This window comes from Pseudomonas sp. GW821-FHT02H06 (assembly GCF_059421525.1).
In genome coordinates this window covers 422518-445416 of record NZ_JBWKVD010000001.1, presented here as the reverse complement: position 1 = coordinate 445416, position 22899 = coordinate 422518, and the positions used below count along the sequence as shown (strand labels likewise).

Genomic DNA, 22899 nt, shown 5'->3' with positions numbered 1-22899 from the left:
CAGGCGTTATATACCGTCCAGACGGCTCTCTTTCGTGGAGCCGACACGGTTCATGTGGGAGTGAGCTTGCTCACGAAGACGGCCTTTCAGCCGCCGGATATCCAGCGGGTGGACCGCCTTTTCGCGAGCAGCTCTTCCCCAACTCTCAAAGCATTGGCCTGATGGTAGCGATCGCCACAACGGCCACCCCCACCATCAGATTGATCCCCATCAGACGCCGCATCCCGCCCAGCGCAGCGGCACCCTCAGCCCATTGCTCGGCGAGCACAGCCTTGCGCAACTGCGGCAGGTTCAGCGTCGACACGCGCAGAAACAGCGCCACCATCACCACATACAGACCCATCATCACCTGCACATAGCGTGGCGCGGTCTGAAAGCCGCTGAAGTTGACGTTGATCATGCCAATGCCGGTCACCGCAAGCATGATCACCGCGCACCAGACCCATACGAAGAATCGCGGCAGCACCTGCAGCCACAGCTTCAACCGGGCCGGGCCTTCAAGGGCCGCGATGACCGCCGGTCGAAGAATCATCCAGGCGAAAAACATGCCTCCTACCCACACAATCGCTGCTAACACATGCAAGGCGTAGACAAAGGCTACAGGTGACATCGAGAACTCCGATCTGCGCAGAAAGAATTAGCGCGGTATGATAGCCGCCCGCTGCGACTACTGAAGATATATCCAGCGGTTTTCGTGTTTTCATTCAGCACCCGTGACGCCGAGCCAACGACCCAGCCCATGATCAGCACCGAACTCAAATCCCAGATTCAGGGCGCCTACTCGCGTTTCCTCGAAGCCAAGAGCCTCAAGCCTCGTTACGGCCAGCGCCTGATGATCGCTGAAGTGGCGAAGGTGCTGGGCGACGTCGACACCGACGAAGAAGGCCGCCGTTCGGGTGATCCCGCCGTGGTAGCGGTCGAGGCGGGGACGGGCACCGGCAAGACCGTGGCCTACGCCATCGCGGCCATTCCGACCGCCAAGGCCGCTGGCAAGCGCCTGGTCATCGCCACCGCGACCGTCGCGCTGCAAGAACAGATCGTCTACAAAGACCTGCCCGACCTGATGCGCAACAGCGGCTTGAACTTCACGTTCGCGCTGGCCAAGGGCCGTGGCCGCTACATGTGCCTGTCCAAGCTCGACATGCTGCTGCAGGAGGGCGACGCCCAGAGCGCGACCGCGCAGCTGTTCGAAGAAGAAGGCTTCAAGATCGAAGTGGATGAGGCCAGCCAGAAGCTCTTCACGACCATGATCGAAAAGCTCGCCGGCAACAAATGGGACGGCGACCGCGACAGCTGGCCTCAGGAACTGGCCGACCAGGACTGGGCGCGCCTGACCACCGATCACAGCCAGTGCACCAACCGCCATTGCCCGAACTTCCAGCAGTGCGCCTTTTACAAAGCCCGCGAGGGCATGGGCAAAGTCGACGTCATCGTCACCAACCACGACATGGTCCTGGCCGACCTGGCGCTGGGCGGCGGTGCGGTCCTGCCCGATCCTCGCGACACTCTGTATGTCTTCGACGAAGGCCATCACCTGCCAGACAAGGCGATCGGCCACTTCGCCCATTTCAGTCGCCTGCGCTCCACCGCTGACTGGCTGGAGCAAACCGCCAAGAACCTCACCAAATTGCTCGCCCAGCACCCGCTGCCGGGCGACCTGGGCAAACTGATCGAACAGGTCCCCGAGCTGGCCCGGGAGATCAAGACCCAGCAGCAATTCATGTTCACCGCCTGCGAGCAACTGGCCGACTTCAAGCAAGGCGAAGACATGGAAGGCCGCGAGCGTCCGCGCCATCGCTTCGTCGGCGGCGTGGTCCCCGAACACATGCGCGAGATGGGCATCGAGCTGAAAAAAGGCTTTGCCCGACTCGACGACCTGTTCACGCGTCTGACCGAGCTGCTGAAAGAAGGCATGGACGGCGAGGTCAACATTGGCATCGCCAGCCATCAGGCGGAAGAGTGGTATCCGTTGTTCGGCAGCTTGCAGGCCCGCGCCCATGGCAACTGGGAATTGTGGACCGCCTTCACCGCTGAAGACCCGGAAAACAGCCCGCCCATGGCGCGCTGGCTGACCCTGGCCGACAGCGGCTCGCTGTTCGACATCGAGGTCAACGCCAGCCCGATCCTCGCCGCCGAAATGTTGCGCCGCAACCTGTGGAATGTGGCCTACGGCGCGCTGGTGACCTCGGCCACCCTGACCGCGCTGGGCAAGTTCGACCGTTTCCGCATGCGCGCCGGGTTGCCAAAAGACGCCGTTACTGCCGTGGTGCCGAGTCCGTTCCACCATGCCGACGCAGGCGTGCTGCGCGTGCCGGACCTCAAGGCCGACCCCCGCAACGCGGCCGAACATACGGCCGCCATCATCCGTGAACTGCCGAATCTGGTCGAAGGCTCCAAAGGCACGCTGGTGCTGTTCTCCTCGCGCAAACAGATGCAGGAAGTGTTCGACGGGCTGGAGCGGGACTGGCGCAAGCGGGTGTTCATCCAGGGCAACCTGTCCAAGCAGGAAACCCTGAACAAGCACAAGGCGCGGGTCGACGGTGGCGATGAAAGCGTTCTGTTCGGGCTGGCCAGCTTCGCTGAAGGGGTCGACCTTCCGGGCGCTTACTGCGAGCACGTCGTCATCGCCAAAATTCCCTTCGCCGTGCCGGATGATCCGGTCGAAGCCGCACTGGCGGAGTGGATCGAAGCGCGAGGCGGAAATCCGTTCATGGAAATCGCCGTTCCCGATGCTTCGCTGCGGCTGATCCAGGCCTGCGGTCGTCTGCTGCGCACCGAACAGGACCGCGGCATCATCACGCTGCTGGATCGCCGGGTCGTAACCCAGCGCTATGGCAAAGCCATCCTCAATGCACTGCCGCCATTCCGGCGCGAAATTTCCTGAACCCGTGTTGCAAATGAAACATGGTTGACCGGGTCTTATTCCTGGTCCGTCCGGATGCGCGCGACCTCTGTCGTGCTCCGGGCCTCAGATGATCAAGGAGCTTCCGATCACATGATTCGCCGTTCACTGTCCGCCATCATTGCCACGCTGTGCGCTGGCATGGCCCACGCCGCACCTGACGTGCAGCAGACGCTGTTCAATTTCGTGCGGCCCGCCGATGTGGTGAAGGTCACGACCCAGGATGCCGGGTTTCCCCAGGCGAACGCCGAACAGACCGCCGAAGGCGAAGTGCTGCGTCGTGTGGTTTTCAATCCGGTCGCGAAACCCAGCCTGCAACTGACCCCGCAGACCGGCGTCTGGGACTGGAGCCACGACAGCGCCATGACCTTGCGCCTGCAAAGCGCGATGGATTGGGCGTTGACGGTGTACGTGCAGATCGAAAGCCGCGACGGCAAAATCCTCACCAGCCGCATCGACCTGCCGGCCGGCCCGGCGCAAACCTTGGTGCTGCCGCTCAAGGCCAGTTCGCCGATGACCCAAGGCATGCGCGCCGGCCCACCGATGCCGTGGATGTACGAAGGGCAGCGCGTGTTGCTGGCCAACACCGAAGGTGAGCTGAACAGCGCTGAAGTTTCATCGGTCACCGTGTCGATGTCTCAACCCAACGTTGCCCAGTCCGTCTTGATCGAGAAGTTCGGCGTGCAAGAGGGCGACGCGCTGCAAACCGCGGCCTACAGCAACCTGGTCGACGGCTACGGTCAGTTCACCCGGGGCAAGTGGCCGGAGAAGGTCACCAGCGACGACCAGCTCAAGACATTGGCGGCCAAGGAACAGCAACAACTGCAAACCTGGCTGAAAGACCGCCCGGCCCACGACAAATACGGTGGTTTGCTCAGCGGCCCGTCCTTCGAAGCGAAGGGCTTTTTCCGCACCGAGAAGCGCGACGATCGCTGGTATCTGGTGACGCCGGAAGGCCATCCGTTCTACTCGCTGGGGGTAAACGCCGTCTCCGCTGACGACAGCCAGACCTACGTCGAAGGCCGCGAAGCCATGTTCACCGGCCTGCCCGGCAGTGACGATCCGCTCGCCGTGTTCTACGGCAAGGGCGATGACAACCGCGAGACGGGGGCCAACCGCAACCGTCAATTCGATCAGGGCCGCTGGTTCGATTTCTATGGCGCCAACCTGCAACGCACGTACGGCGTGCCCAAGTGCGTGGAAGTCTCAAAGCCGGTCGAGCCGGCTGACGACGAAGACGAAAGCCCGGCTGCCACTCCTGCAACGACCGTATCCACTGGCGACAGCTCTGCCGAGCAGAGCGCGCCGGCGCCTCAGCCGGAAAAGCCCGCTACGCCCGCGCCTGCCATTGAATGCAAGCCGGTGATCGTGGACAGCAAGCGCTGGGTTGATCACACCCTGCAACGCTTGCAGGCCTGGGGCTTCAACACCGTTGGCAACTGGAGCGATTCGTCGCTGCAGAACCTGGAAAGCAGCAAAAAAGACCGCGTGCCCTACACGCTGCCGCTGTCCATCGTGGGCGACTACGTGAGCATCAGCACCGGTCTGGATTGGTGGGGCGGCATGCCTGACCCGTTCGATCCGCGCTTCGCCATGGCCACCGAGCGGGCCGTTGCCATCGCTGCACGCGACCATCGCGATGATCCGTACCTGATCGGTTACTTCGCGGATAACGAATTGGCCTGGGCGGCGCCGGGCAACGATCCGAAGGATCGCTACGCATTGGCCTACGGCACGCTGAAGTTGACCACCGATGTGCCGGCCAAGCGCGCGTTTCTCAAGCAGTTGCGCGACAAGTACCGCAACGAAGAAGGGCTGTCCAAGGCGTGGGGCATCCATCTCGCCGCGTGGGAGTTGATGGAAGACCCGGGTTTCGAGCCGCCGCTGCCCAGCGCAGAGCACCCGGAGATCGAAAACGACTTCCGGTATTTCCAGCGCGTGTTCGCCGAGACCTATTTCAAAACCATTTCCGACGCGCTCAAGTGGCATGCGCCGAACCATCTGCTGCTCGGTGGCCGCTTTGGCGTCACCAGTCCCGAGGCGGTTGAAGCCTGCGCCAAGTTCTGCGACGTGCTGAGCTTCAACGTCTACACCCTCAAACCCCAGGACGGCGTGGACTTCGCGAAACTGCGCGTGCTCGACAAGCCTGTGATGGTCACCGAGTTTCATTTCGGCTCCCGTGATCGCGGGCCATTCTGGGGCGGAGTGCTCGAAGTGCCCCGTGAGGAAGATCGCGGCCCGGCGTACGCCAATTTCCTGAAAAGCGCGCTGGCCGAGCCCTCCATCGTCGGCGTGCAGTGGTTCCAGTATCTGGATCAGCCTGTCACCGGCCGCTTGCTCGATGGCGAGAACGGCCATCTCGGGCTGGTGGGCATCACCGACGTGCCGTACCAGGGCTTCGTTGAGGCAGTGCGCAAGGCCAATGGACAGGTCGTGGATGTGATCGGCAAACGCCCTTAACCGGGCGGTTCCCAAAGCATTCAATCGCTGGAACAATGTTCGCCATTTTTGCAGCCCGACCGGAGAGCCAGACCGTGCAGATTCAAGGCCATTTCGAGCTTCAGTTTGAGGCCGTACGCGAAGCGTTCGCCGCGCTGTTCGACGACCCGCAGGAGCGTGGCGCTGCGCTGTGCGTGCAGATTGGCGGCGAGACGGTGCTGGATCTGTGGGCGGGCACGGCAGACAAGGACGGCGGCGAGGTCTGGCACAGCGACACCATCGCCAATCTCTTCTCCTGCACCAAGACTTTTACGGCGGTCACGGCCTTGCAATTGGTGGGCGAGGGCAAGCTGAATCTGGATGAGGCTGTCGCCCGTCTCTGGCCCGAGTTTGCGGCCAACGGCAAACAGTCCGTCACGCTGCGCCAGTTGCTGTGTCATCAGGCCGGGCTCCCGGCGATCCGTGAAATATTGCCGGCCGAAGCGCTTTACGACTGGCAGGCCATGACCCGCGTATTGGCTGCCGAGGAACCCTGGTGGACACCGGGTCAGGGCCACGGGTATGCCGCGATCACTTACGGCTGGCTGGTGGGCGAGATGATTCGTCGCGCCGACGGCCGCGGGCCGGGTGAGTCCATCGCTGCGCGTATTTCACGTCCGCTGGGCCTGGACTTCCACGTCGGTCTTGCCGACGAGGAGTTTCACCGCGTCGCCCACATTGCCAGAGGCAAGGGCAATGCCGGTGATGAGGCCGCGCAGCGACTGCTGCAGACCACGATGCGCGAACCTGCGTCCATGACGGCGAGGGCGTTCACCAACCCGCCGTCGATCATGACCAGCACCAACAAGCCGGAATGGCGGCGCATGCAGCAACCTGCCGCCAATGGCCATGGCAACGCGCGCAGTCTGGCCGGCTTCTATAGCGGCTTGCTCGACGGCAGCCTGCTGGACGGCGACTTGCTCAACGAGCTCACGCGCGAGCACAGCATCGGCCAGGACAAGACACTGCTGACCCAGACCCGCTTCGGGCTGGGTTGCATGCTCGATCAACCCGCGGTGCCTAACGCGACGTTCGGGCTGGGTGCCAAGTCATTTGGCCATCCCGGCGCAGGTGGCTCGGTTGGCTTCGCCGATCCCGAGCGCGATGTGGCGTTTGGGTTCGTGACGAACACCCTTGGTCCTTACGTGCTGATGGATCCGCGCGCTCAGGGTCTAGTGCGCGTGCTTGGTGAGTGTTTGCAATAACTATCGCCGTTAAGTGCTTGTTCTACCGACTGTCAGTTAAATCTGGATAACCGAGCCGTAGGGCGGTTTCTTTTTCCAAAACGGTCTTTATGCGTGTTATATGAGCGCTGCTTCGTTCATTTTCTGATCAATTATTCATGTGGGTCACCCATGTCAGCTAACAAAAGCCTCGCATTCGCCATCTGCATCGCCGTCACCGGCTGTGCGCAAACCCCTAAGGATCAGTCGGCCAGCAATGACCACTGGTGGTCGTTCGGTTCGGGCAAGGGCGCCGATGCAGCGCCCGCAGCCCCAGCGCCAAACCCGGCGGCTGCCCAAGTGGCAAAGGCCCAGGCCGAGACCGGTACACGTTGGTACTGGCCGTTTGGTTCTGACCACGGCGAAACCGAGAAGAAGCCAGAAGTAGCAGCCACTCAACCGGCGGCTGCGCCGGCGGTTGCCCAGGCCGGCGACGCCAACAAGTGGTGGTGGCCGTTCGGCGCAACCGAAGCCAAAAAAGACGCCGCGCCGGCTGTTCCCAAAGTCGACCCGAAGGTGACCCAGGCCTGGCTGGATCTGAACGAGCCAAAAATTCGCGAAGCGATCAAGGACAGCCAGTTCCAGCTCGAGCGCCGTGACGACATCCTCGTGGTCACCGCGCCGGTCGACAGCACCTTCAACCCGAAGCGTCCGGAAATGCTCCTGCCGACCAACCTCGGCCCGATCAGCCGCATGGCCAAGATCGTTGAAGTCGACCAGCGCGCCGCCGTTCTGGTGTTGGGCCACAGCGACGTCTCCAGTGATGCCGATCTCAAGATCAGCCAGCAGCGCGCCCAATCGGTTGCGGCGATCTTCCGCCTCAGCGGCCTGCAGCGTAATCGTCTGAACCTGCGTGGCATGGGCGCCGACATGCCCCGTGCGGCCGGTGACAGCGCGCCGGGTCGCGCACTCAACCGTCGCGTGGAAATCATCCTGACGCCGCAGGACACCATGGTTGCCGAAATGGCCAAGTACAACCTGCCGCCAGCGCCGACCCTGCTGGCCGTGCAGACCGCCAACGCGCCGGCGCCGGCACCGGTTGCTGCGCCGACCAAGGCTGCTGCGCCTGCCAAATCGGCTGCACCGGCCAAGAAAGCCGTTGCTACCAAGGCTTCCGCAGCCAAGGCGCCTGCGGCCAAGAAAGCACCTGTGAAGAAAGCAGCGCCGGTGAAAGCCAAGGCAGCGCCTGCGAAAGCAGCGGCCAAAAAACCTGCCCCGGATGCTCAAGCCAGCAACTGAGGTTAAGATCGGGATTCTGTTCACGAATCTCGATTAAGGAAGGCAGTGATGAGCCAGCGTCTGGCCGATATGCGTCGCAACTATGCCCGCGAAGGGTTGACCGAAGCCCAGGCTCCGGGAGAGCCCTTCGCACTGTTCCATCGCTGGTTCAACGAAGCGGTCGAAACCGAGCAAGCGCCGGTCGAGGCCAACGCCATGACGCTGGCGACCGTCGACGCTGACGGTCGCCCCCACTGCCGCGTCCTGCTGCTCAAAGGCCTGGACGCTCAGGGCTTCACGTTTTTTTCCAACTACGAGAGCGCCAAAGGCCAGCAGCTGAGCGCCCGTCCTTTTGCCGCCATGACGTTTTTCTGGCCCTCGCTGGAACGTCAGGTGCGCATCGAAGGCCGCGTATCCAGGGTCAGCCACGAAGAATCCGACGCCTATTTTCAGGTACGCCCCCTCGGCAGCCGCCTGGGTGCCTGGGCATCCCCGCAAAGTCGGGTGATCGCCAACCGTGAAGAGCTCGAAGGTTTGCTCAAAGCCACCGAGGCGCGTTTCATGGACACCCAGCCTGACTGTCCTAATCACTGGGGCGGCTATCGTCTGGTGCCGGATCGCATCGAATTCTGGCAGGGGCGTCCAAGCCGTCTGCATGACCGCCTGAACTATCTTCTGCTGGAAGATGAGTGGCAGCGCGAGCGCCTCGCGCCCTGAGTGCGGGTCTTTCGGACTACCGTGCTGTCAGTTCCAGGGTCGCTGTCACACTTTTCTTTGAATCAATTTCCGGCGCCGTCGTCCACTGAAGTAGACGTCGGCGGGTTGCTGTATCACGCCTGAATAAACGTAAATTATCGGTACAGGACCGTGACATCGATTGGCGTCGCAGAGTCTAATGGCTACCTGTACCTCTGGAGATAACTGTTATGCGTAAGTCTGTTCTGTTGGTTGCTTCGTTCACCGCCATGGCGCTGACGCTGGGCGGCTGTACTTCAAGCCTCACCGGCGACTCGTACTCGCGCGACGAAGCTCGTCAGGTGCAGACCGTACGGCTGGGCACGATCGAATCGTTGCGTCCGGTGAAGATTGAAGGCACCAAAACCCCGATCGGCGCAGGCGCCGGTGCCATCGTCGGTGGCGTGGGTGGCAGCGCCATCGGTGGGGGTCGCGGCAGCATCGTGACGGCCGTGATCGGTGCAGTCGCTGGTGGTCTGCTGGGTTCGGCAGCGGAAGGCGGCCTGACCCGTGCTCAAGGCGTCGAGATCACCGTGCGTGAAGACGATGGCACCATGCGTGCTTATGTGCAGGAAGTTCAGGAAAACGAGATCTTCCGTGTGGGTGAGCGCGTTCGCATCATGACCGTCAACGGCACCAGTCGCGTCAGCCACTAAGCCGCGCTGCATGTCTCGAAGCTGGGCGTAAAATGTCCGCTTGCGAAAACGCCCCGATCATTCGGGGCGTTTTGCATTTCAGCGTTTCATTTCAACGCTGCTGAGCGCGTGCTGCGACTGGCCATTGCGGTGATGCCGTAGCCGATCAGCGCGGCAAGAACAGACCCCGTCAAAATCCCCATTCGATCCATCCCGGCAAACTCGCTTTGTCCCGGCACGAACGCCAGTGAGCCGACAAACAGGCTCATGGTGAAGCCGATCCCGCACAGCATCGAAACCCCCAGCACCTGCCCCCAGTTTGCGCCGGTCGGCAGTGATGCGAGCCCCGTCTTGATTGCCAGCCACGTCAGGCCAAACACACCGATGACTTTGCCCAGCAGCAGACCCAGGGCGATGCCGAGTGGTACGGGATGGGTGAAGCTCTCCAGTGTCACGCCGGCCAAAGGGACGCCGGCGTTGGCGAACGCGAACAGCGGCAGAATGAAATACGCCACCCAGGGATGCAGGGCGTGTTCGAGTTGCTGCAAGGGGGAGGCGACGTCTTTGGGCGTCCGCAGCGGAATGCAGAACGCCAGCACAACGCCGGCCAGCGTGGCGTGGACGCCACTCTTCAGCACGCAGACCCACAAGACGGTGCCGATCAGCAAGTAGGGCGCGAGTCTGGTCACGCCCAGGCGGTTCATGGTGATCAGCCCGGCAATCGACGCGCCTGCCAGCGCCAATGCCAAGTTGGACAGTTCGCCAGAGTAGAACAGCGCGATGACAATGATCGCGCCCAGATCATCGATGATCGCCAGGGTCATGAGAAACAGCTTGAGCGACACCGGCACCCGTTTACCCAGCAACGCCAGCACGCCCAGGGCGAAGGCGATATCGGTGGCCATGGGAATCGCCCAGCCACTCAGGGCGGCGGGATTGTCTGAGTTAAGCGCCCAGAAGAGCAGGGCAGGGATAACCATGCCGCCGATGGCCGCCGCGCCCGGCAGGACAATTTGCGAGGGCCGGGAGAGGTGACCTTGCAGCACCTCGCGCTTGACCTCCAGCCCGATCAGCAGGAAGAACAACGCCATCAGGCCGTCGTTGATCCACAGCAGCAACGGTTTGGCGATTTGCAACGCGCCGATCTGGGCAACGACCGGCGTTTCGAGCCAGCCGTTATAGAGCCAGGACAGGGGAGAATTGTTGATGATAAGGGCGAGGGCCGCGGCGGCGATCAGCAGCAAGCCACCGGCGGCTTCCAGCTGGAAGAAACGTCTGAATGTATTGCGTACGGGCAAGGTCACGCTCCAAGGGCAGCCTAAAAAGGAGCGCCACCCTAACGCGCGTTCTGGTGTCTGAAAACAGGATCTGAAGCCGAATTTGTAATCAAAAATAACGCCCTACAGACACCGCTCACGAATCCTAGGGATTCGTTTCCGAGTGCTGTAGGGCGATGCCTTTGAGTGGCTTATTCAGTGATGCCCAGGATATTTCGGGCCAACGCTTCGGCGATGCGGATCCCGTCGACGCCGGCCGACAGGATGCCGCCGGCATAGCCTGCGCCTTCGCCTGCCGGGAACAGGCCTTTGACGTTGAGGCTCTGCAGGTCCTCGCCACGGGTGATGCGCAGGGGCGAGGAGGTGCGCGTTTCGATGCCGGTGAGGATCGCGTCGTGCTGCGAAAATCCTCTGATCTGTTTCTCGAACGCCGGCAGCGCCTCACGAATGGCTTCGATGGCAAAGGCGGGTAATGCGTCGGCAAGGTCGGTCAGCTTGACGCCCGGCTTGTAGGAAGGTTCTACGCCGCCTAACGCCGTTGACGCTTTGCCCGCGATGAAATCGCCTACCAGTTGCGCCGGTGCCTCGTAGGTTTCGCCGCCCATGATGTAGGCGTGGGACTCCAGTCGCTCCTGCAGTTCGATGCCGGCCAGCGGGCTGCCCGGATAATCCTGCTCGGGGGTGATGCCGACGACGATGCCGGAGTTGGCGTTGCGCTCGTTGCGCGAGTACTGGCTCATGCCGTTGGTGACCACGCGGTTGGGCTCAGAGGTTGCCGCCACCACGGTGCCGCCGGGGCACATGCAGAAGCTATACACCGAACGGCCGTTCTTGGCGTGGTGTACCAGCTTGTAATCGGCAGCGCCAAGCTTCGGGTGACCGGCGTACTTGCCCAGGCGCGCGCGGTCGATCAGACCTTGCGGGTGTTCGATGCGGAAGCCGACCGAAAACGGCTTGGCCTCCATGAACACGCCGCGCCCGTGGAGCATGCGGAAGGTGTCCCGGGCGCTGTGGCCCAGCGCCAGAATGACGTGCCGCGAGTTGATGCGCTCGCCGCTGTCGAGCACAACGCCTTGCATCTGGCCGTCTTCGATCAGTACATCGGTGACCCGCTGCTGGAAACGCACTTCGCCGCCCAGCGCTTCGATCTGATGACGCATGTTCTCGACCACGCCGGTCAACCGGAAGGTGCCGATGTGTGGCTTGCTGACGTAGAGAATCTCTTCCGGCGCGCCGGCTTTGACGAACTCGTGCAAGACCTTGCGACCGATGAATTTCGGGTCTTTGATCTGACTGTAGAGCTTGCCGTCGGAGAACGTCCCCGCGCCGCCCTCGCCGAACTGCACGTTGGACTCCGGGTTGAGCACGTTCTTGCGCCACAGCCCCCAGGTGTCCTTGGTGCGCTGACGGACTTCGGTGCCGCGTTCGAGGATGATTGGCTTGAAGCCCATCTGCGCCAGCAACAGGCCGGCGAAAATCCCGCACGGACCGAAGCCGACTACCAACGGACGCTGGCTCAGATCGGCAGGGGCGTGGCCGACCACTTTGTAACTGACGTCTGGCGCCGGGCCGATGTGTTTGTCGTGGCTCAGGCGCTGGAGCAGGGCGGCTTCGTCGCGCACCTGGAAGTCGATGGTGTAAATGAACTGCAGCTCGGTGGATTTCTTGCGCGCATCATAGCTGCGCTTGAACAGGGTGAAATCCAGAAGCTCGTCGCTGCCGATGGCCAGGCGTTGCAGAAGTGCAGGGCGCAGTTCGTCGTCCGCGTGGTCCAGCGGCAGTTTGAATTCGGTGATTCGTAACATTGAAAGATCCGGTTTCGGGCCGCAGGATCGGCCCGGGAGCACTACAAGAGCGCGCGATTATAAGCCACATTGAGCAGGGAGCGGTGGCCCGAGCGACGACATCCGCCACGCAGCCGCCGTTTAGCTTTGCACCGAGTCAGCTGGGAAAACTTGATCTCAAGGCTAATGGGGAATATGTGGGAGCGAGCTTGCTCGCGAAAGCGTCTTGTCAGTCAGCGCTGTGAGCGCCTGACCTACGGCATTCGCGAGCAAGCTCACTCCCACCAGTGTTGCGCCTGTACAGATTCAGGTTTGAGGTTTCAGGTTCAGCGAAAGGCTATCAATCGTTACGCATCGCCCCGAAGTACGCGCAACCGCGCTGAACCTGGCCGTTGACCCGGAGTTCGGCGGTCAGGTGCTGCACCGAGCCGTTCGACGGGTCCACACAGCGCAACGGCGCGACGTAGAGCTCGACGTGTTGATTGTTGGCGTCGGTGATCAGGTTGAAGCGGCCCTCGGGCATCTGCTCTTCCATGTACGGCACGGCGAACGGCTCCTGGCCTTCGCGCTCAAGCACCAGACCCTTGCCGCTGGCGTTGAGGTTCCATTTCGGGCCGTTGCCGCTGGCATGAATCGTCAGGCGCTTGAAATTGGGGTCCTCGCAGGCACCGCTTGGGCGCTCGACGCGGTAGAGCTGGTAAATGTCAGCCTGACCGTCACTGCCCTGGGCCTTGCTCGCGACGAAGTTGCCACGTACATCGGCGAACGCCTTGCCGTTCTTGTCCACCACCGAAGCGGCTTCCTGCAGGACGCCGGTGTTGCCCTTGTCGGTCACTGCATAGCGGCGCTGTTCGTTGCACGGGGCGAAGAATAGCTTGCCGCCGTCACCGCTGAGGGTGCCCTGCATGCGGATCATGCCAGCGGTCGACACCTTGCTGTCACTGGACGACATGGGCAGCAACTGGCAGCCGGCAAACAGGGGCAACAAGGCGAACATCAGAGCGGAACGAGCAGCGGACATGGGGCGGTCTCCAGACAAGTGCCGCCACGTTACTCAGCCTGCTCGCTCATCACAAGGGGCGATTAGCCGACGCGATACGTCTGTCCGGTTTGTAGCCCTTCGACACTTTTTGCGTACGCCAAGGCTACATCCGCTGCGGGAACCGGCTTGAAGCCACGAAAGTACGGCGCGTAGCTGCCCATGGCTTCGACCAGCACGTTGGGGCTGACCGAATTGACCCGCATGCCCCGCGGCATCTCGATGGCGGCGGCGCGCACGAAGGCGTCGATGGCGCCGTTGACCAAACTGGCTGACGCTCCGGTGCGAATCGGATCGACGCTGGTAATGCCGGTGGTGAAGGTGAAGGACGCACCGTCGTTGGCGAATTCCCGACCGATCAGCAGCAGATTGACCTGACCCATCAGCTTGTCCCGAAGGCCCAGGGCGAAAGAGTCGGCGGTCATCTCGCCCAGCGGCGCGAAGGTGACATTGCCGGCCGCGCAAATCAATGCGTCGAAAGGGCCTGTCCGTTCGAATAGTTTGCGGATCGAGTCGCTGTCACTAATATCGACGTGCTCGTCCACGCCGGTTCTGCCGATGCGAACGATCTCGTGGCGTGGCGCCAACTCTTTCTCGATCGCCGAGCCGATGGTGCCACTGGCGCCAATCAATAGAATTTTCATGATGCGGTTTTCCCTGGTATGGATCAGGCGCTCAGTGTGAGTCGCCTTTTCCCACCGAAACAGGGGCTAAACGGCAATCCCGGTTTGTCAGAAAGGAAACAATCATGAGCGAAATGGACGACCTGGCCGCGTTCGCGATGCTGGTGGAGGCCAACAGCTTCACCCTGGCCGCGCAATGGCTTGACACCAGTACCAGCCAACTGTCCAAGCGCATCAGCAAACTGGAAAAAAACTTCGGCGTGACGCTGCTCCATCGCACTACCCGCAGCCTGACGCTGACCTCGGCGGGCGCCATTCTCCTGCCCGAGGCCCGCGCGCTACTGGCCCAACGCGACCGCGTTCGCGACGCCATGGCCTACCTGAGCGAAAGCCTGATAGGCACCGTTCGCCTGACCGTGCCGGTGTCGTTGGGCGAAACCTTCTTCGAAGGCCTGCTCACCGAATTCGCCCACACCTACCCTGACGTTCAGGTGGAACTGGACCTCAACAACCACTTCCGCGACATGCGCCGTGATGGCTTCGACCTGGGCATACGTTCCAGCGTGGGGATCGACGAACGCCTGGTGGCCAAGCCCTTGCTGTCGCTACAGGAGCTGACCTGCGCCAGCCCGGATTACCTCGCCAGACACGGCACCCCGCAAACCCCGGAAGAACTGCGGGTTCATCGATGCCTGCTCAACAGCCATCACGCCGGCCGCGAATCCTGGGCTTACCACCAGAAACACGAACTGACCCGCGTCAACGTCCGCGGCACCTTCGCCAGCAACCACTACGGCCTCCTGAAAAAAGCAGCCCTCGTCGGCGCCGGCATCGCCCGCCTGCCGTCGTACATGGTCCATGAGGAACTGAAAGAAGGGCGGTTGCACTGGTTGCTGCGTGATTACCAGACGCCGGTTTCGTCCCTGTACTTGGTCCACCCCTTTGAAGGAAGGCTGCCGAGGCGGGTGCAAGTCATGGCGGATTATTTGAGTGAATGGTTCGAGCGCAGCACTGCGGCGCTGGAACAGCTCTGACTTCTGGGGTTATCAAATCGAGCGGGGACAGATTAATTTACGGTGAAGCGCTGTAAATAAATCAGTCCCTTGTAAACAGAAATCAAAATTGATGTCGCAGCCACTGGCCTATTCCCGGCTAAAGCCGGTCCTACAAAAAGCAACGCGTGCAGCCAGTGGCACCGACGGCGACTCCTGTAGGACCGGCTTTAGCCGGGAAGCTTTTGCTTTGGCAATTGATCTTCTACGCGATAGTCCAGACACCGCAAAACGCGACTTGGGTGCAGGCTGAACGCAGGTCTCGCGCAGTGGGCCGAGCCGCAGGGATGCGGCGAGAGCGCCGTCAGGACATGGATGTCCGTTCGGCGCGGGCCCACGGAGCGAGACCGGAGTGAAGGAACCCTGACGAAGGAAGGGCCCAACCAGGAGCACAAAGCCCTTGGTTACTTGGGGCTTTATCAAGTAACTCGCCGAAGGCGAAACGTCTGCCCCCAGGCAGACGCCCTTGATCCTGCTTTACCCGCCTAAATAAGCATCCCGCACTTTCGGATCAACCAGCAACTCCGCCCCCGACCCCTGCATGACCACCCGGCCATTCTCCAGAACATACGCACGATCAGCGATCTTCAACGCCTGATTCGCATTCTGCTCCACCAGAAACACCGTCACCCCATCCCGCCGCAACTGCTCAACAATCTCGAAAATCTGCTGAATAATAATCGGCGCCAGACCCAGCGAAGGCTCATCCAGCAACAACAGCTTCGGCTTGCTCATCAACGCACGCCCGATCGCCAGCATCTGCTGCTCACCGCCGGACATCGTGCCGCCGCGCTGATTGAAGCGCTCCTTCAGACGCGGAAACAACTCAAGCACCTTATCCATCTGCACCTGATAATCGGCCTTGTCCGTGAAGAACCCGCCCATCGCCAGATTCTCCTCCACCGTCAGACGGGCGAACACACGACGGCCCTCCGGCACCACCGCAATACTCTTGCGCATGATCACCGACGACTCCAGACCGACCAGTTCCTCACCCATATAGCGGATGCTGCCACTGTGCGCGCGCGGCGAACCGCACAGCGTCATCAACAGCGTCGACTTGCCCGCGCCATTGGCGCCGATCAACGTGACAATCTCACCCTGCTGCACATCGATGCTGACACCGTGCAATGCCTGGATCTTGCCGTAGAACGTGGAAACGTTATCAAACTGCAGCATTTACGCTTCCCCCAGATAGGCTTTGATCACTTCAGGATTGTCACGGATCTGCTCGGGCGTGCCATCGGCCAGCGGCGTACCCTGATTGATCACCACGATATGGTCGGAAATGCTCATGACCAGCTTCATGTCGTGCTCGATCAGCAACACCGTCGCGTTGTGCTCGTTACGCAGCACGCCGATCAGCGCTTTCAAGTCTTCGGTTTCTTTCGGGTTCAGACCGGCCGCCGGCTCATCGAGCATCAGGATGCGCGGGCGCGTCATCATGCAGCGGGCGATTTCCAGACGCCGCTGCTGACCGTAGGCCAGTGTGCCGGCAGGACGATTGGCGAACTCTTTTAGATCAACCGCTTCCAGCCAATGCTCGGCGTACTCCATCGCCTCGCGCTCGCTTTTGCGGTACGCCGGAGTCTTGAACAGGCCGGACAGGAAATTCGTGTTGAGGTGGCGATGCTGGGCCACCAGCAGGTTTTCCACCGCCGTCATTTCCTTGAACAGACGCACGTTCTGAAACGTACGCACCACGCCTTTGCGGGCGATCTCATGGCCGGCCAGGCCCTGAATCGGCTCGCCGTCCAGCAGGATCGTGCCGGAGGTGGGTTTGTAGAAACCGGTCAGGCAGTTGAAAACAGTGGTCTTGCCGGCGCCGTTCGGGCCGATCATCGACACGACCTGCTTCTCGTTGACGGTCAGACCGACGCCGTTGACGGCCAGCAGACCGCCAAAGCGCATGCACAAGCCGGACGCTTGCAGAAGTGGACGGCTCATCAGCGCTCCCCCTTGAGTTTCATGACGGGACGCTGCATCGGCAGGAAGCCCTGAGGACGCCAGATCATCATCAGCACCATCAAGGCGCCGAAGCCGAGCATCCGGTATTCGCTGAATTCGCGAAGCAGTTCAGGCAACAGGATCATCACGACCGCAGCGAGGATCACGCCCAGCTGCGAGCCCATGCCGCCCAATACCACGATGGCGAGGATGATCGCCGACTCCAGAAAGGTGAACGACTCCGGTGTAATCAAACCCTGACGCGCGGCGAAGAAACTGCCGGCGAAACCGGCGAATGCAGCGCCGAGGGTGAAGGCCGACAGCTTGATGATGGTCGGATTCAGGCCCAGCGCGCGGCAGGCGATTTCGTCTTCACGCAGGGCTTCCCAGGCGCGGCCGATGGGCATGCGCAACAGCCGGTTGATCACGAACAGCGCCAACAGCGCCAGCAGCAGGGCGATGAGGTAGAGAAAGATCACCTTGTTGATGGAGTTGTATTCCAGACCGAAGTATTCGTGGAACGTCTGCATGCCTTCTGCAGCCTTGCGCTCGAACGTCAGGCCGAACAGCGTCGGTTTTTCGATGTTGCTGATGCCGTTCGGACCGCCGGTGATGTCGGTCAGGTTACGCAGGAACAGGCGAATGATTTCACCGAAACCCAGCGTCACGATCGCCAGATAGTCGCCACGCAGCCGCAGGACCGGGAAGCCCAGCAGGAAGCCGAACGTTGCCGAAGCCAGGCCGGCCAGCGGCAGGCAGATCCAGAAACCGAAGCCGAAGTAGTGCTGCAGCAGGGCGTAGGTGTACGCGCCCACGGCGTAAAAGCCGACGTAACCGAGGTCAAGCAGACCCGCCAGACCGACGACGATGTTCAGGCCCAGGCCGAGCATCACGTAGATCAGGATCAGGGTCGCGATGTCCACCGCGCCGCGCGAGCCGAAGAACGGCCATACCAGCGCAGCAATCACCAGCGCGCCGAGGAACCAGCGTTGGGTGGAAGGCAGGGTCAGGAAGTTGCTGGTCTTGTCCGACATCAGCTGTTTCTGCGGACGCGAACGCCACATGGCGCTGATCTGTTCGTTGAACAGCACGCGCAGGAACATCAGCAACGCCGCGGCAAAAATCAGCAGCACGGTGGTGGTGCTGGCGCCGACCACCGCGAGATTGATCCCGACGATGTCCAGTTTGAGCCCGAGGATCGGGTAAGCGACGGCCAGCACCAGCACTGCGCTGAAGAGGGCCGATTTGAGATTCCTGGTCATACTTTTTCAACCTCCGGACGGCCGAGCAGGCCGGTTGGCCGGAACAACAACACCAATACGAGAAGACCGAACGCCACCACATCCTTGTACTGGTCGCCAAAGATGTCGGCGCCAAAGGCTTCGGCGATGCCCAGCACCAGACCGCCGAGCATCGCGCCCGGGATACTGCCGATGCCGCCCAGTACTGCGGCGGTAAAGGCTTTGATGCCGACGAGGAACCCCGCGTTGGGGTTGATCACGCCGTACTGCATGCTCAGCAGCACCGCAGCGACCGCCGCCAGGGCGGCACCGATGACGAAGGTCAGGGCGATGATGTTGTTGGTGTTGATCCCCAGCAGGTTGGCCATCTTGATGTCTTCAGCGCAGGCACGGCAGGCGCGACCCAGGCGAGAGCGGGAGATGAACCAGGTCAGACCGAGCATGGCCACCAGCGTGACGATGAAGATGAGGATCTGCATGTAGGAGATCACCACTTCATGGGTGCTGCCGGGGCCGAAAACGAAGTTGCCGGGAATGAGGTTGGGGATCGATTTGTCTTTCGAGTCCTGCGACAACAGCACGGTGTTCTGCAGGAAAATCGACATGCCGATGGCGGAAATCAGAGGGATCAAACGGTTGCTGCCGCGCAACGGGCGATAGGCAACTCGCTCGATGGCATAACCGTAGGCGCTGGTCACCACAATACTGGCGACGAAGGCTGCGGTAATCAGCAGGGGCAGGCTGTCCAGGCCAAGCATGGTCAGACCGGCCAGGGCGATAAACGCCACATACGAGCCGATCATGTACACCTCGCCGTGGGCGAAGTTGATCATGCCGATGATGCCGTAAACCATGGTGTAGCCAATGGCAATCAAGGCGTAAGTGCTGCCAATGGTCATCCCATTAACCAGCTGTTGAAGAAAGTGATAGAGATCTATCGGCATTGCTGAGTGCTCCTAAAAACCTGCCTGGTGTTTCACTGGTGGTGTCTTTTTCCCGCTCGCGCGTCGTGATCTACGTCCGCGTCCGGCACGAGCCCAGTGGTTCACTGGTGCGGTTTCAAGATGTTCAGGGGTCGGAATTCTTGTGAAATTCGCTGCCCAGCTAAAACAAAGCCCACTGCGGTTGCAGTGGGCTTCGGGTAAGCATGAAGGCTGCGTTATTTCACAGGGGCTTCAGTCTTGGTGCCATCTTTGTGCCAGGTGTAAACGACGAATTTGAAGTCTTTCAAGTCACCCTTGGCGTCGAAGCTCAGATCGCCGGTAGGGGTTTTGAACGTACCGGTGTGAATGGCGGCTGCCACCTTCGCGGTGTCTTCGGACTTGGCGGTCTTGATCGCTTCAGCAATCACTTCCACGGCAGCGTAGGCCGGGAACACGAACGGACCGCTCGGGTCTTCTTTCTTCGCCTTGAACGCAGCAACCAGCTCATTGTTGGCCGGGTCCTGATCGAAGGATTTCGGCAGGGTCACCAGCAGACCTTCGGACGCGTCCTGAGCGATCTGCGAGATGGAGGCGTTGCCCACGCCTTCCGGACCCATGAAGCCGGCTTTCAGGCCTTTTTCCTGCGCCTGACGCAGAATCAGACCCAGCTCAGGGTGGTAGCCGCCGTAGTAAACGAAGTCGACGTTGTTTTGCTTCATCTTGGCGATCAGCGAGGAGAAGTCCTTGTCGCCGGCATTGATGCCTTCGAACAGGGCGACTTTCACGCCGTCTTTTTCCAGGGTTTGCTTGACGGCAGTGGCGATGCCTTCACCGTATTGCTGTTTGTCGTGGATGACCGCAACGATCTTCGGCTTGACCTGCTTGGCGATGTAGTCGCCGGCAGCCGGGCCCTGTGCACTGTCCAGGCCGATGGTACGGAAGATCATTTTGTAGCCACGGGCAGTGATTTCCGGGCTGGTGGCCGCCGGGGTCACCATGATGATGCCTTCGTCTTCGTAGATGTCCGAAGCAGGCTGAGTGGAGCTGGAGCAGAGGTGACCGACCACGAACTTGACGCCGTCGTTGACCACTTTGTTGGCGATGGCGACCGCTTGTTTCGGGTCACAGGCATCATCGTAATCAACCGCTTCAAGCTTCTTGCCGTCGATGCCGCCTTTGGCGTTGATCTGGTCGATGGCCATCTTGGCGCCGCTGAACTGCATGTCGCCGTACTGGGCCACAGCACCGGTTTTAGGGCCGGCAATGCCGATCTTGATTGTGTCAGCTGCGAACGAGTGACTGGCAACCCCCGCCAGAACCAGTGCGGCAAACAGCTTGGAAATCTGATTAATACCCTTAGTCATGATGCTCCACTCTTGCGTTGTCGTTTTTATAATCCTGACGGCCAAAGCTGCAGGACCGGATTGAATCTCCAGGCCGCACCCCCAGCAACTGTACCGGAACAGTTTAGAGCGCCGGTCGATCGCTTGAATAGCTGGCTGCGGGGGGCAAAACCTGTGGATGTCGCTTAATCGACAGAAAGATACACAATCTAGCCGGCTCTATAACCCTGTCGGGCAACGAACCGGTCGGCTTGGGCGAACTTCCCTGCAATCAATCACTTGAATCCGGGTTTGTCCGTACGGAGGGCGGCGCTATCATTGCGCCGATTTTCCAATACGGTGAAAACCCATGACGCAAGAACCTAGCACCCTCTATGCCAAATTGCTTGGCGAAACGGCTTCGATTACGTGGAATGAATTGCAACCATTTTTTGCGAAGGGTGCCCTGTTGTGGGTCGAGCCCAGCCTGGATTTGATCGCCGTGGCCCAGGCATTTGCCGAGAACAGTGAGGCGCAAGTGGCTGCGTGGCTCAAGAGTGGGGACGTCGGCAAGGTCTCTGAATCAAAGGCTCTGGATCTTTTCGAGCGCAATCCGCCTCTCTGGGCAGTGGTTGTCGCGCCGTGGGTGTTGATCCACGAGAGGGCGTGACGCTGGTCACTGCTCAAAAATGGTGCGTCGGATGATGGCAAAGTGGGTAATGCGGTAACTGCCGGTGTGTCGTCGGTAGCGGAATGTCTCACCGAATCCATGCTTCATTTTGGGAAAACCATCAGGGTCGCTCCGGGATTTCTGGCGGACGTTCAATGGATGGGTATCAGCGGGGCGAATGTTCACAGACAGAGTGCCAAGGCGTGACTAGATTTCAGGCAAACCGGAGGCGTCAGCCGGGATAGCCTCCTATAACAAGAAAGAGAGCGCCCCATGGATCAATCGACTCAGGCAAGGAACGCTTGGCGCGTTCTGTTTCTGCTGTTTCTGGCCAACCTGTTCAATTTCTTCGATCGCACGATTCCCGCGATCATCATCGAGCCCATCCGCAAGGAATGGTCGCTGAGCGACTTTCAGCTCGGCATCATCGGCACCGCCTTCACCCTGGTGTACGCAGTGGCGGGTCTGCCGTTGGGGCGCATGGCCGACAACGGTTCGCGTCGCAAGTTGATGGGGTGGGGGCTGGCGGTGTGGAGCGGCCTGACGGCGGTAAACGGTCTGGTCGGCAACTTCTGGGCGTTTCTGCTGGTGCGCATGGGCGTCGGGATCGGAGAGGCGAGCTATGCGCCAGCGGCCAATTCGTTGATCGGCGACCTGTTCCCCGCCCACCGCCGCGCCCGGGCCATGGGCATCTTTATGCTGGGATTGCCCCTGGGGCTGCTGCTGGCGTTCTTTACCATCGGCGCGATGGTGCAGGCGTTCGGCAGCTGGCGCGCGCCGTTCTTCATCGCCGCGGTGCCGGGGCTAGTGCTGGCGGTGTTCATGTTCTTCATTCGCGAGCCGGCCCGGGGCGCCGCTGAAAGCGTGGCCATTTCCCAGGAGAAAATCGACCGGCCGATCCGCCGCGTGCTGTCGATTCCTACGTTCCGCTGGCTGGTGCTCGCCGGTCTGGCGTTCAACTTCGCCACCTACGCGTGCAACTCGTTCATGGTGTCGATGCTGCAGCGCTACTTCCTACTGCCCTTGCAGGAAGCCGCGATGGCCACCGGCATGATCGTCGGCGTGACCGGTCTCGTTGGCCTGACCGTCGGCGGCTGGGTGGCGGACAAGCTGCATCAACGCTGGAGCAACGGCCGCCTGATGTTTGCTGCCATGAGCATGGTGGTTGCGACGCTGTGCACCGGTTATGCGCTGCACGCCGGGCGCATCGAGATCGGCGTGTTCGTCGGGGTGTTCAGTCTTGGCTGGCTGTTTTCCTACAACTTCTACACCTGCGTTTACACCGCGATTCAGGACGTGGTGCAGCCCCGACTGCGCGCCACGGCCATGGCGCTGTTCTTTGCTGGTCTGTATCTGCTGGGCGGCGGGCTGGGACCGGTGGTGGTAGGTCTGTTGTCGGACCATTTCGCTCACTCGGCGATGTACGCCGCACAGGTCGAGCAGATGACCGAACTGTTCAAGGCGGTGGGGCTGCACGATGCGATGTATTTGATACCGGTGGCGTTGTTTTTCGTCCTGGTGTTTCTGGTGCGCGCGTCGAAGTGCTTCAGCGCTGATGCGTTGCGGATGCGCGAGGGGATGGTGGCGGATGAGCCGGTGAGGCAGGGGGTGAAGCCGTCCGTGGCGTGATCCCCCGATCACTCCCACACCACAGCGGCCTACTTTAAAGTAAGTGCACATGCGCTCTGTGGGGTCTAGAAGATCCCGAGCCGAGCGCTATCCCGTGGGAGCGAGCTTCCTCGCGAAGGCTTAAGTTCAGTCAGTAGAGAAAATGGCTGAACGTCCCGGCCTCTTCGTGAGCAAGCTCACTCCCACATTTCCTGCGGCGAA

Annotated in this window: 19 protein-coding genes; 9 read left to right on the top strand and 10 right to left on the bottom strand. The window is 61.2% G+C overall.

What is annotated here, in order from left to right; genetic code table 11:
- Window positions 1-145 precede the first annotated feature (145 nt).
- On the bottom strand, window positions 146-610 hold the full coding sequence (locus tag AC07VF_RS02090) for a CopD family protein (protein ID WP_495008705.1): 465 nt from the start codon (window positions 608-610) through the stop codon (window positions 146-148).
- A 129-nt stretch (window positions 611-739) separates the two neighbouring features.
- Between AC07VF_RS02090 and dinG the strand changes: the two genes are divergently transcribed.
- From dinG to AC07VF_RS02060, 6 genes are all read left to right on the top strand, one after another.
- Window positions 740-2884, top strand: coding sequence for an ATP-dependent DNA helicase DinG (gene dinG, locus AC07VF_RS02085; protein ID WP_495008706.1), 2145 nt, complete (start codon window positions 740-742; stop codon window positions 2882-2884).
- A gap of 111 nt (window positions 2885-2995) precedes the next feature.
- Window positions 2996-5362 (top strand): beta-agarase, encoded by a 2367-nt coding sequence (locus tag AC07VF_RS02080; RefSeq protein WP_495008707.1) that lies wholly within the window; start codon window positions 2996-2998, stop codon window positions 5360-5362.
- 74 nt (window positions 5363-5436) lie between these two features.
- Window positions 5437-6585 (top strand): serine hydrolase domain-containing protein, encoded by a 1149-nt coding sequence (locus tag AC07VF_RS02075; RefSeq protein ID WP_346627599.1) that lies wholly within the window; start codon window positions 5437-5439, stop codon window positions 6583-6585.
- A gap of 150 nt (window positions 6586-6735) precedes the next feature.
- Window positions 6736-7842: an OmpA family protein gene (locus tag AC07VF_RS02070; protein ID WP_495008708.1), complete on the top strand. Its 1107-nt coding sequence runs from the start codon at window positions 6736-6738 to the stop codon at window positions 7840-7842.
- 48 nt (window positions 7843-7890) lie between these two features.
- On the top strand, window positions 7891-8538 hold the full coding sequence (gene pdxH / locus AC07VF_RS02065) for a pyridoxamine 5'-phosphate oxidase (protein ID WP_495008709.1): 648 nt from the start codon (window positions 7891-7893) through the stop codon (window positions 8536-8538).
- 209 nt (window positions 8539-8747) lie between these two features.
- A complete protein-coding gene (locus AC07VF_RS02060) occupies window positions 8748-9212 on the top strand; it encodes an outer membrane lipoprotein (protein ID WP_037012225.1) in 465 nt (154 codons plus the stop codon).
- An 86-nt stretch (window positions 9213-9298) separates the two neighbouring features.
- Here AC07VF_RS02060 and nhaA read toward each other — a convergent pair whose 3' ends face one another.
- The 4 genes from nhaA to AC07VF_RS02040 form a co-directional block, all read right to left on the bottom strand.
- Complete coding sequence (gene nhaA, locus AC07VF_RS02055; protein ID WP_495008710.1) at window positions 9299-10489, bottom strand: Na+/H+ antiporter NhaA; 1191 nt, start codon at window positions 10487-10489, stop codon at window positions 9299-9301.
- 170 nt (window positions 10490-10659) lie between these two features.
- The gene (locus tag AC07VF_RS02050) at window positions 10660-12273 is read right to left on the bottom strand and encodes an NAD(P)/FAD-dependent oxidoreductase (RefSeq protein WP_346631496.1); all 1614 of its coding nucleotides are present in this window, start codon (window positions 12271-12273) and stop codon (window positions 10660-10662) included.
- 319 nt (window positions 12274-12592) lie between these two features.
- Window positions 12593-13273, bottom strand: a complete 681-nt coding sequence (locus tag AC07VF_RS02045) for a hypothetical protein (RefSeq protein ID WP_346631495.1) — start codon at window positions 13271-13273, stop codon at window positions 12593-12595.
- A 62-nt stretch (window positions 13274-13335) separates the two neighbouring features.
- Window positions 13336-13935, bottom strand: coding sequence for a short chain dehydrogenase (locus AC07VF_RS02040; RefSeq protein ID WP_495008711.1), 600 nt, complete (start codon window positions 13933-13935; stop codon window positions 13336-13338).
- Window positions 13936-14039: 104 nt separating this feature from the next.
- Between AC07VF_RS02040 and AC07VF_RS02035 the strand changes: the two genes are divergently transcribed.
- The gene (locus AC07VF_RS02035; protein WP_423572165.1) at window positions 14040-14948 is read left to right on the top strand and encodes a LysR family transcriptional regulator; all 909 of its coding nucleotides are present in this window, start codon (window positions 14040-14042) and stop codon (window positions 14946-14948) included.
- 495 nt (window positions 14949-15443) lie between these two features.
- Here AC07VF_RS02035 and AC07VF_RS02030 read toward each other — a convergent pair whose 3' ends face one another.
- The 5 genes from AC07VF_RS02030 to AC07VF_RS02010 all read right to left on the bottom strand — a co-directional run bounded on the left by AC07VF_RS02030 (window position 15444) and on the right by AC07VF_RS02010 (window position 20441).
- Window positions 15444-16145: an ABC transporter ATP-binding protein gene (locus tag AC07VF_RS02030; protein WP_192171555.1), complete on the bottom strand. Its 702-nt coding sequence runs from the start codon at window positions 16143-16145 to the stop codon at window positions 15444-15446.
- A complete protein-coding gene (gene livG, locus AC07VF_RS02025; protein WP_122536637.1) occupies window positions 16146-16913 on the bottom strand; it encodes a high-affinity branched-chain amino acid ABC transporter ATP-binding protein LivG in 768 nt (255 codons plus the stop codon).
- Complete coding sequence (locus tag AC07VF_RS02020; RefSeq protein WP_192171554.1) at window positions 16913-18175, bottom strand: high-affinity branched-chain amino acid ABC transporter permease LivM; 1263 nt, start codon at window positions 18173-18175, stop codon at window positions 16913-16915. The genes livG and AC07VF_RS02020 overlap by 1 nt, the downstream gene beginning before the upstream one ends.
- Window positions 18172-19098: a high-affinity branched-chain amino acid ABC transporter permease LivH gene (gene livH / locus AC07VF_RS02015; protein WP_172609396.1), complete on the bottom strand. Its 927-nt coding sequence runs from the start codon at window positions 19096-19098 to the stop codon at window positions 18172-18174. The genes AC07VF_RS02020 and livH overlap by 4 nt, the downstream gene beginning before the upstream one ends.
- 215 nt (window positions 19099-19313) lie before the next feature.
- On the bottom strand, window positions 19314-20441 hold the full coding sequence (locus tag AC07VF_RS02010; protein WP_495008712.1) for a branched-chain amino acid ABC transporter substrate-binding protein: 1128 nt from the start codon (window positions 20439-20441) through the stop codon (window positions 19314-19316).
- A 328-nt stretch (window positions 20442-20769) separates the two neighbouring features.
- On the opposite strand from AC07VF_RS02010, the gene AC07VF_RS02005 reads away from it, so the two are divergent.
- Together AC07VF_RS02005 and AC07VF_RS02000 are read left to right on the top strand one after the other, a co-directional pair.
- Window positions 20770-21069, top strand: coding sequence for a DUF2288 domain-containing protein (locus tag AC07VF_RS02005; protein WP_192171552.1), 300 nt, complete (start codon window positions 20770-20772; stop codon window positions 21067-21069).
- Between the two features lie 273 nt (window positions 21070-21342).
- Complete coding sequence (locus tag AC07VF_RS02000; protein ID WP_495008713.1) at window positions 21343-22698, top strand: spinster family MFS transporter; 1356 nt, start codon at window positions 21343-21345, stop codon at window positions 22696-22698.
- The last annotated feature ends 201 nt before the right edge of the window (window positions 22699-22899 follow it).

Excerpts from the sequence above, each read along its gene's own strand:
- AC07VF_RS02040 (WP_495008711.1), bottom strand. The coding sequence starts at position 13,935 with ATGAAAATTCTATTGATTGGCGCCAGTGGCACCATCGGCTCGGCGATC.
- AC07VF_RS02090 (WP_495008705.1), bottom strand. The coding sequence starts at position 610 with ATGTCACCTGTAGCCTTTGTCTACGCCTTGCATGTGTTAGCAGCGATT.
- AC07VF_RS02060 (WP_037012225.1), top strand. The coding sequence starts at position 8,748 with ATGCGTAAGTCTGTTCTGTTGGTTGCTTCGTTCACCGCCATGGCGCTG.
- AC07VF_RS02005 (WP_192171552.1), top strand. The coding sequence starts at position 20,770 with ATGACGCAAGAACCTAGCACCCTCTATGCCAAATTGCTTGGCGAAACG.
- pdxH (WP_495008709.1), top strand. The coding sequence starts at position 7,891 with ATGAGCCAGCGTCTGGCCGATATGCGTCGCAACTATGCCCGCGAAGGG.
- dinG (WP_495008706.1), top strand. The coding sequence starts at position 740 with ATGATCAGCACCGAACTCAAATCCCAGATTCAGGGCGCCTACTCGCGT.
- AC07VF_RS02080 (WP_495008707.1), top strand. The coding sequence starts at position 2,996 with ATGATTCGCCGTTCACTGTCCGCCATCATTGCCACGCTGTGCGCTGGC.
- livG (WP_122536637.1), bottom strand. The coding sequence starts at position 16,913 with ATGAGCCGTCCACTTCTGCAAGCGTCCGGCTTGTGCATGCGCTTTGGC.
- AC07VF_RS02010 (WP_495008712.1), bottom strand. The coding sequence starts at position 20,441 with ATGACTAAGGGTATTAATCAGATTTCCAAGCTGTTTGCCGCACTGGTT.
- livH (WP_172609396.1), bottom strand. The coding sequence starts at position 19,098 with ATGCCGATAGATCTCTATCACTTTCTTCAACAGCTGGTTAATGGGATG.
- AC07VF_RS02035 (WP_423572165.1), top strand. The coding sequence starts at position 14,040 with ATGAGCGAAATGGACGACCTGGCCGCGTTCGCGATGCTGGTGGAGGCC.
- AC07VF_RS02050 (WP_346631496.1), bottom strand. The coding sequence starts at position 12,273 with ATGTTACGAATCACCGAATTCAAACTGCCGCTGGACCACGCGGACGAC.
- AC07VF_RS02030 (WP_192171555.1), bottom strand. The coding sequence starts at position 16,145 with ATGCTGCAGTTTGATAACGTTTCCACGTTCTACGGCAAGATCCAGGCA.
- AC07VF_RS02070 (WP_495008708.1), top strand. The coding sequence starts at position 6,736 with ATGTCAGCTAACAAAAGCCTCGCATTCGCCATCTGCATCGCCGTCACC.
- AC07VF_RS02045 (WP_346631495.1), bottom strand. The coding sequence starts at position 13,273 with ATGTCCGCTGCTCGTTCCGCTCTGATGTTCGCCTTGTTGCCCCTGTTT.
- AC07VF_RS02000 (WP_495008713.1), top strand. The coding sequence starts at position 21,343 with ATGGATCAATCGACTCAGGCAAGGAACGCTTGGCGCGTTCTGTTTCTG.
- AC07VF_RS02020 (WP_192171554.1), bottom strand. The coding sequence starts at position 18,175 with ATGACCAGGAATCTCAAATCGGCCCTCTTCAGCGCAGTGCTGGTGCTG.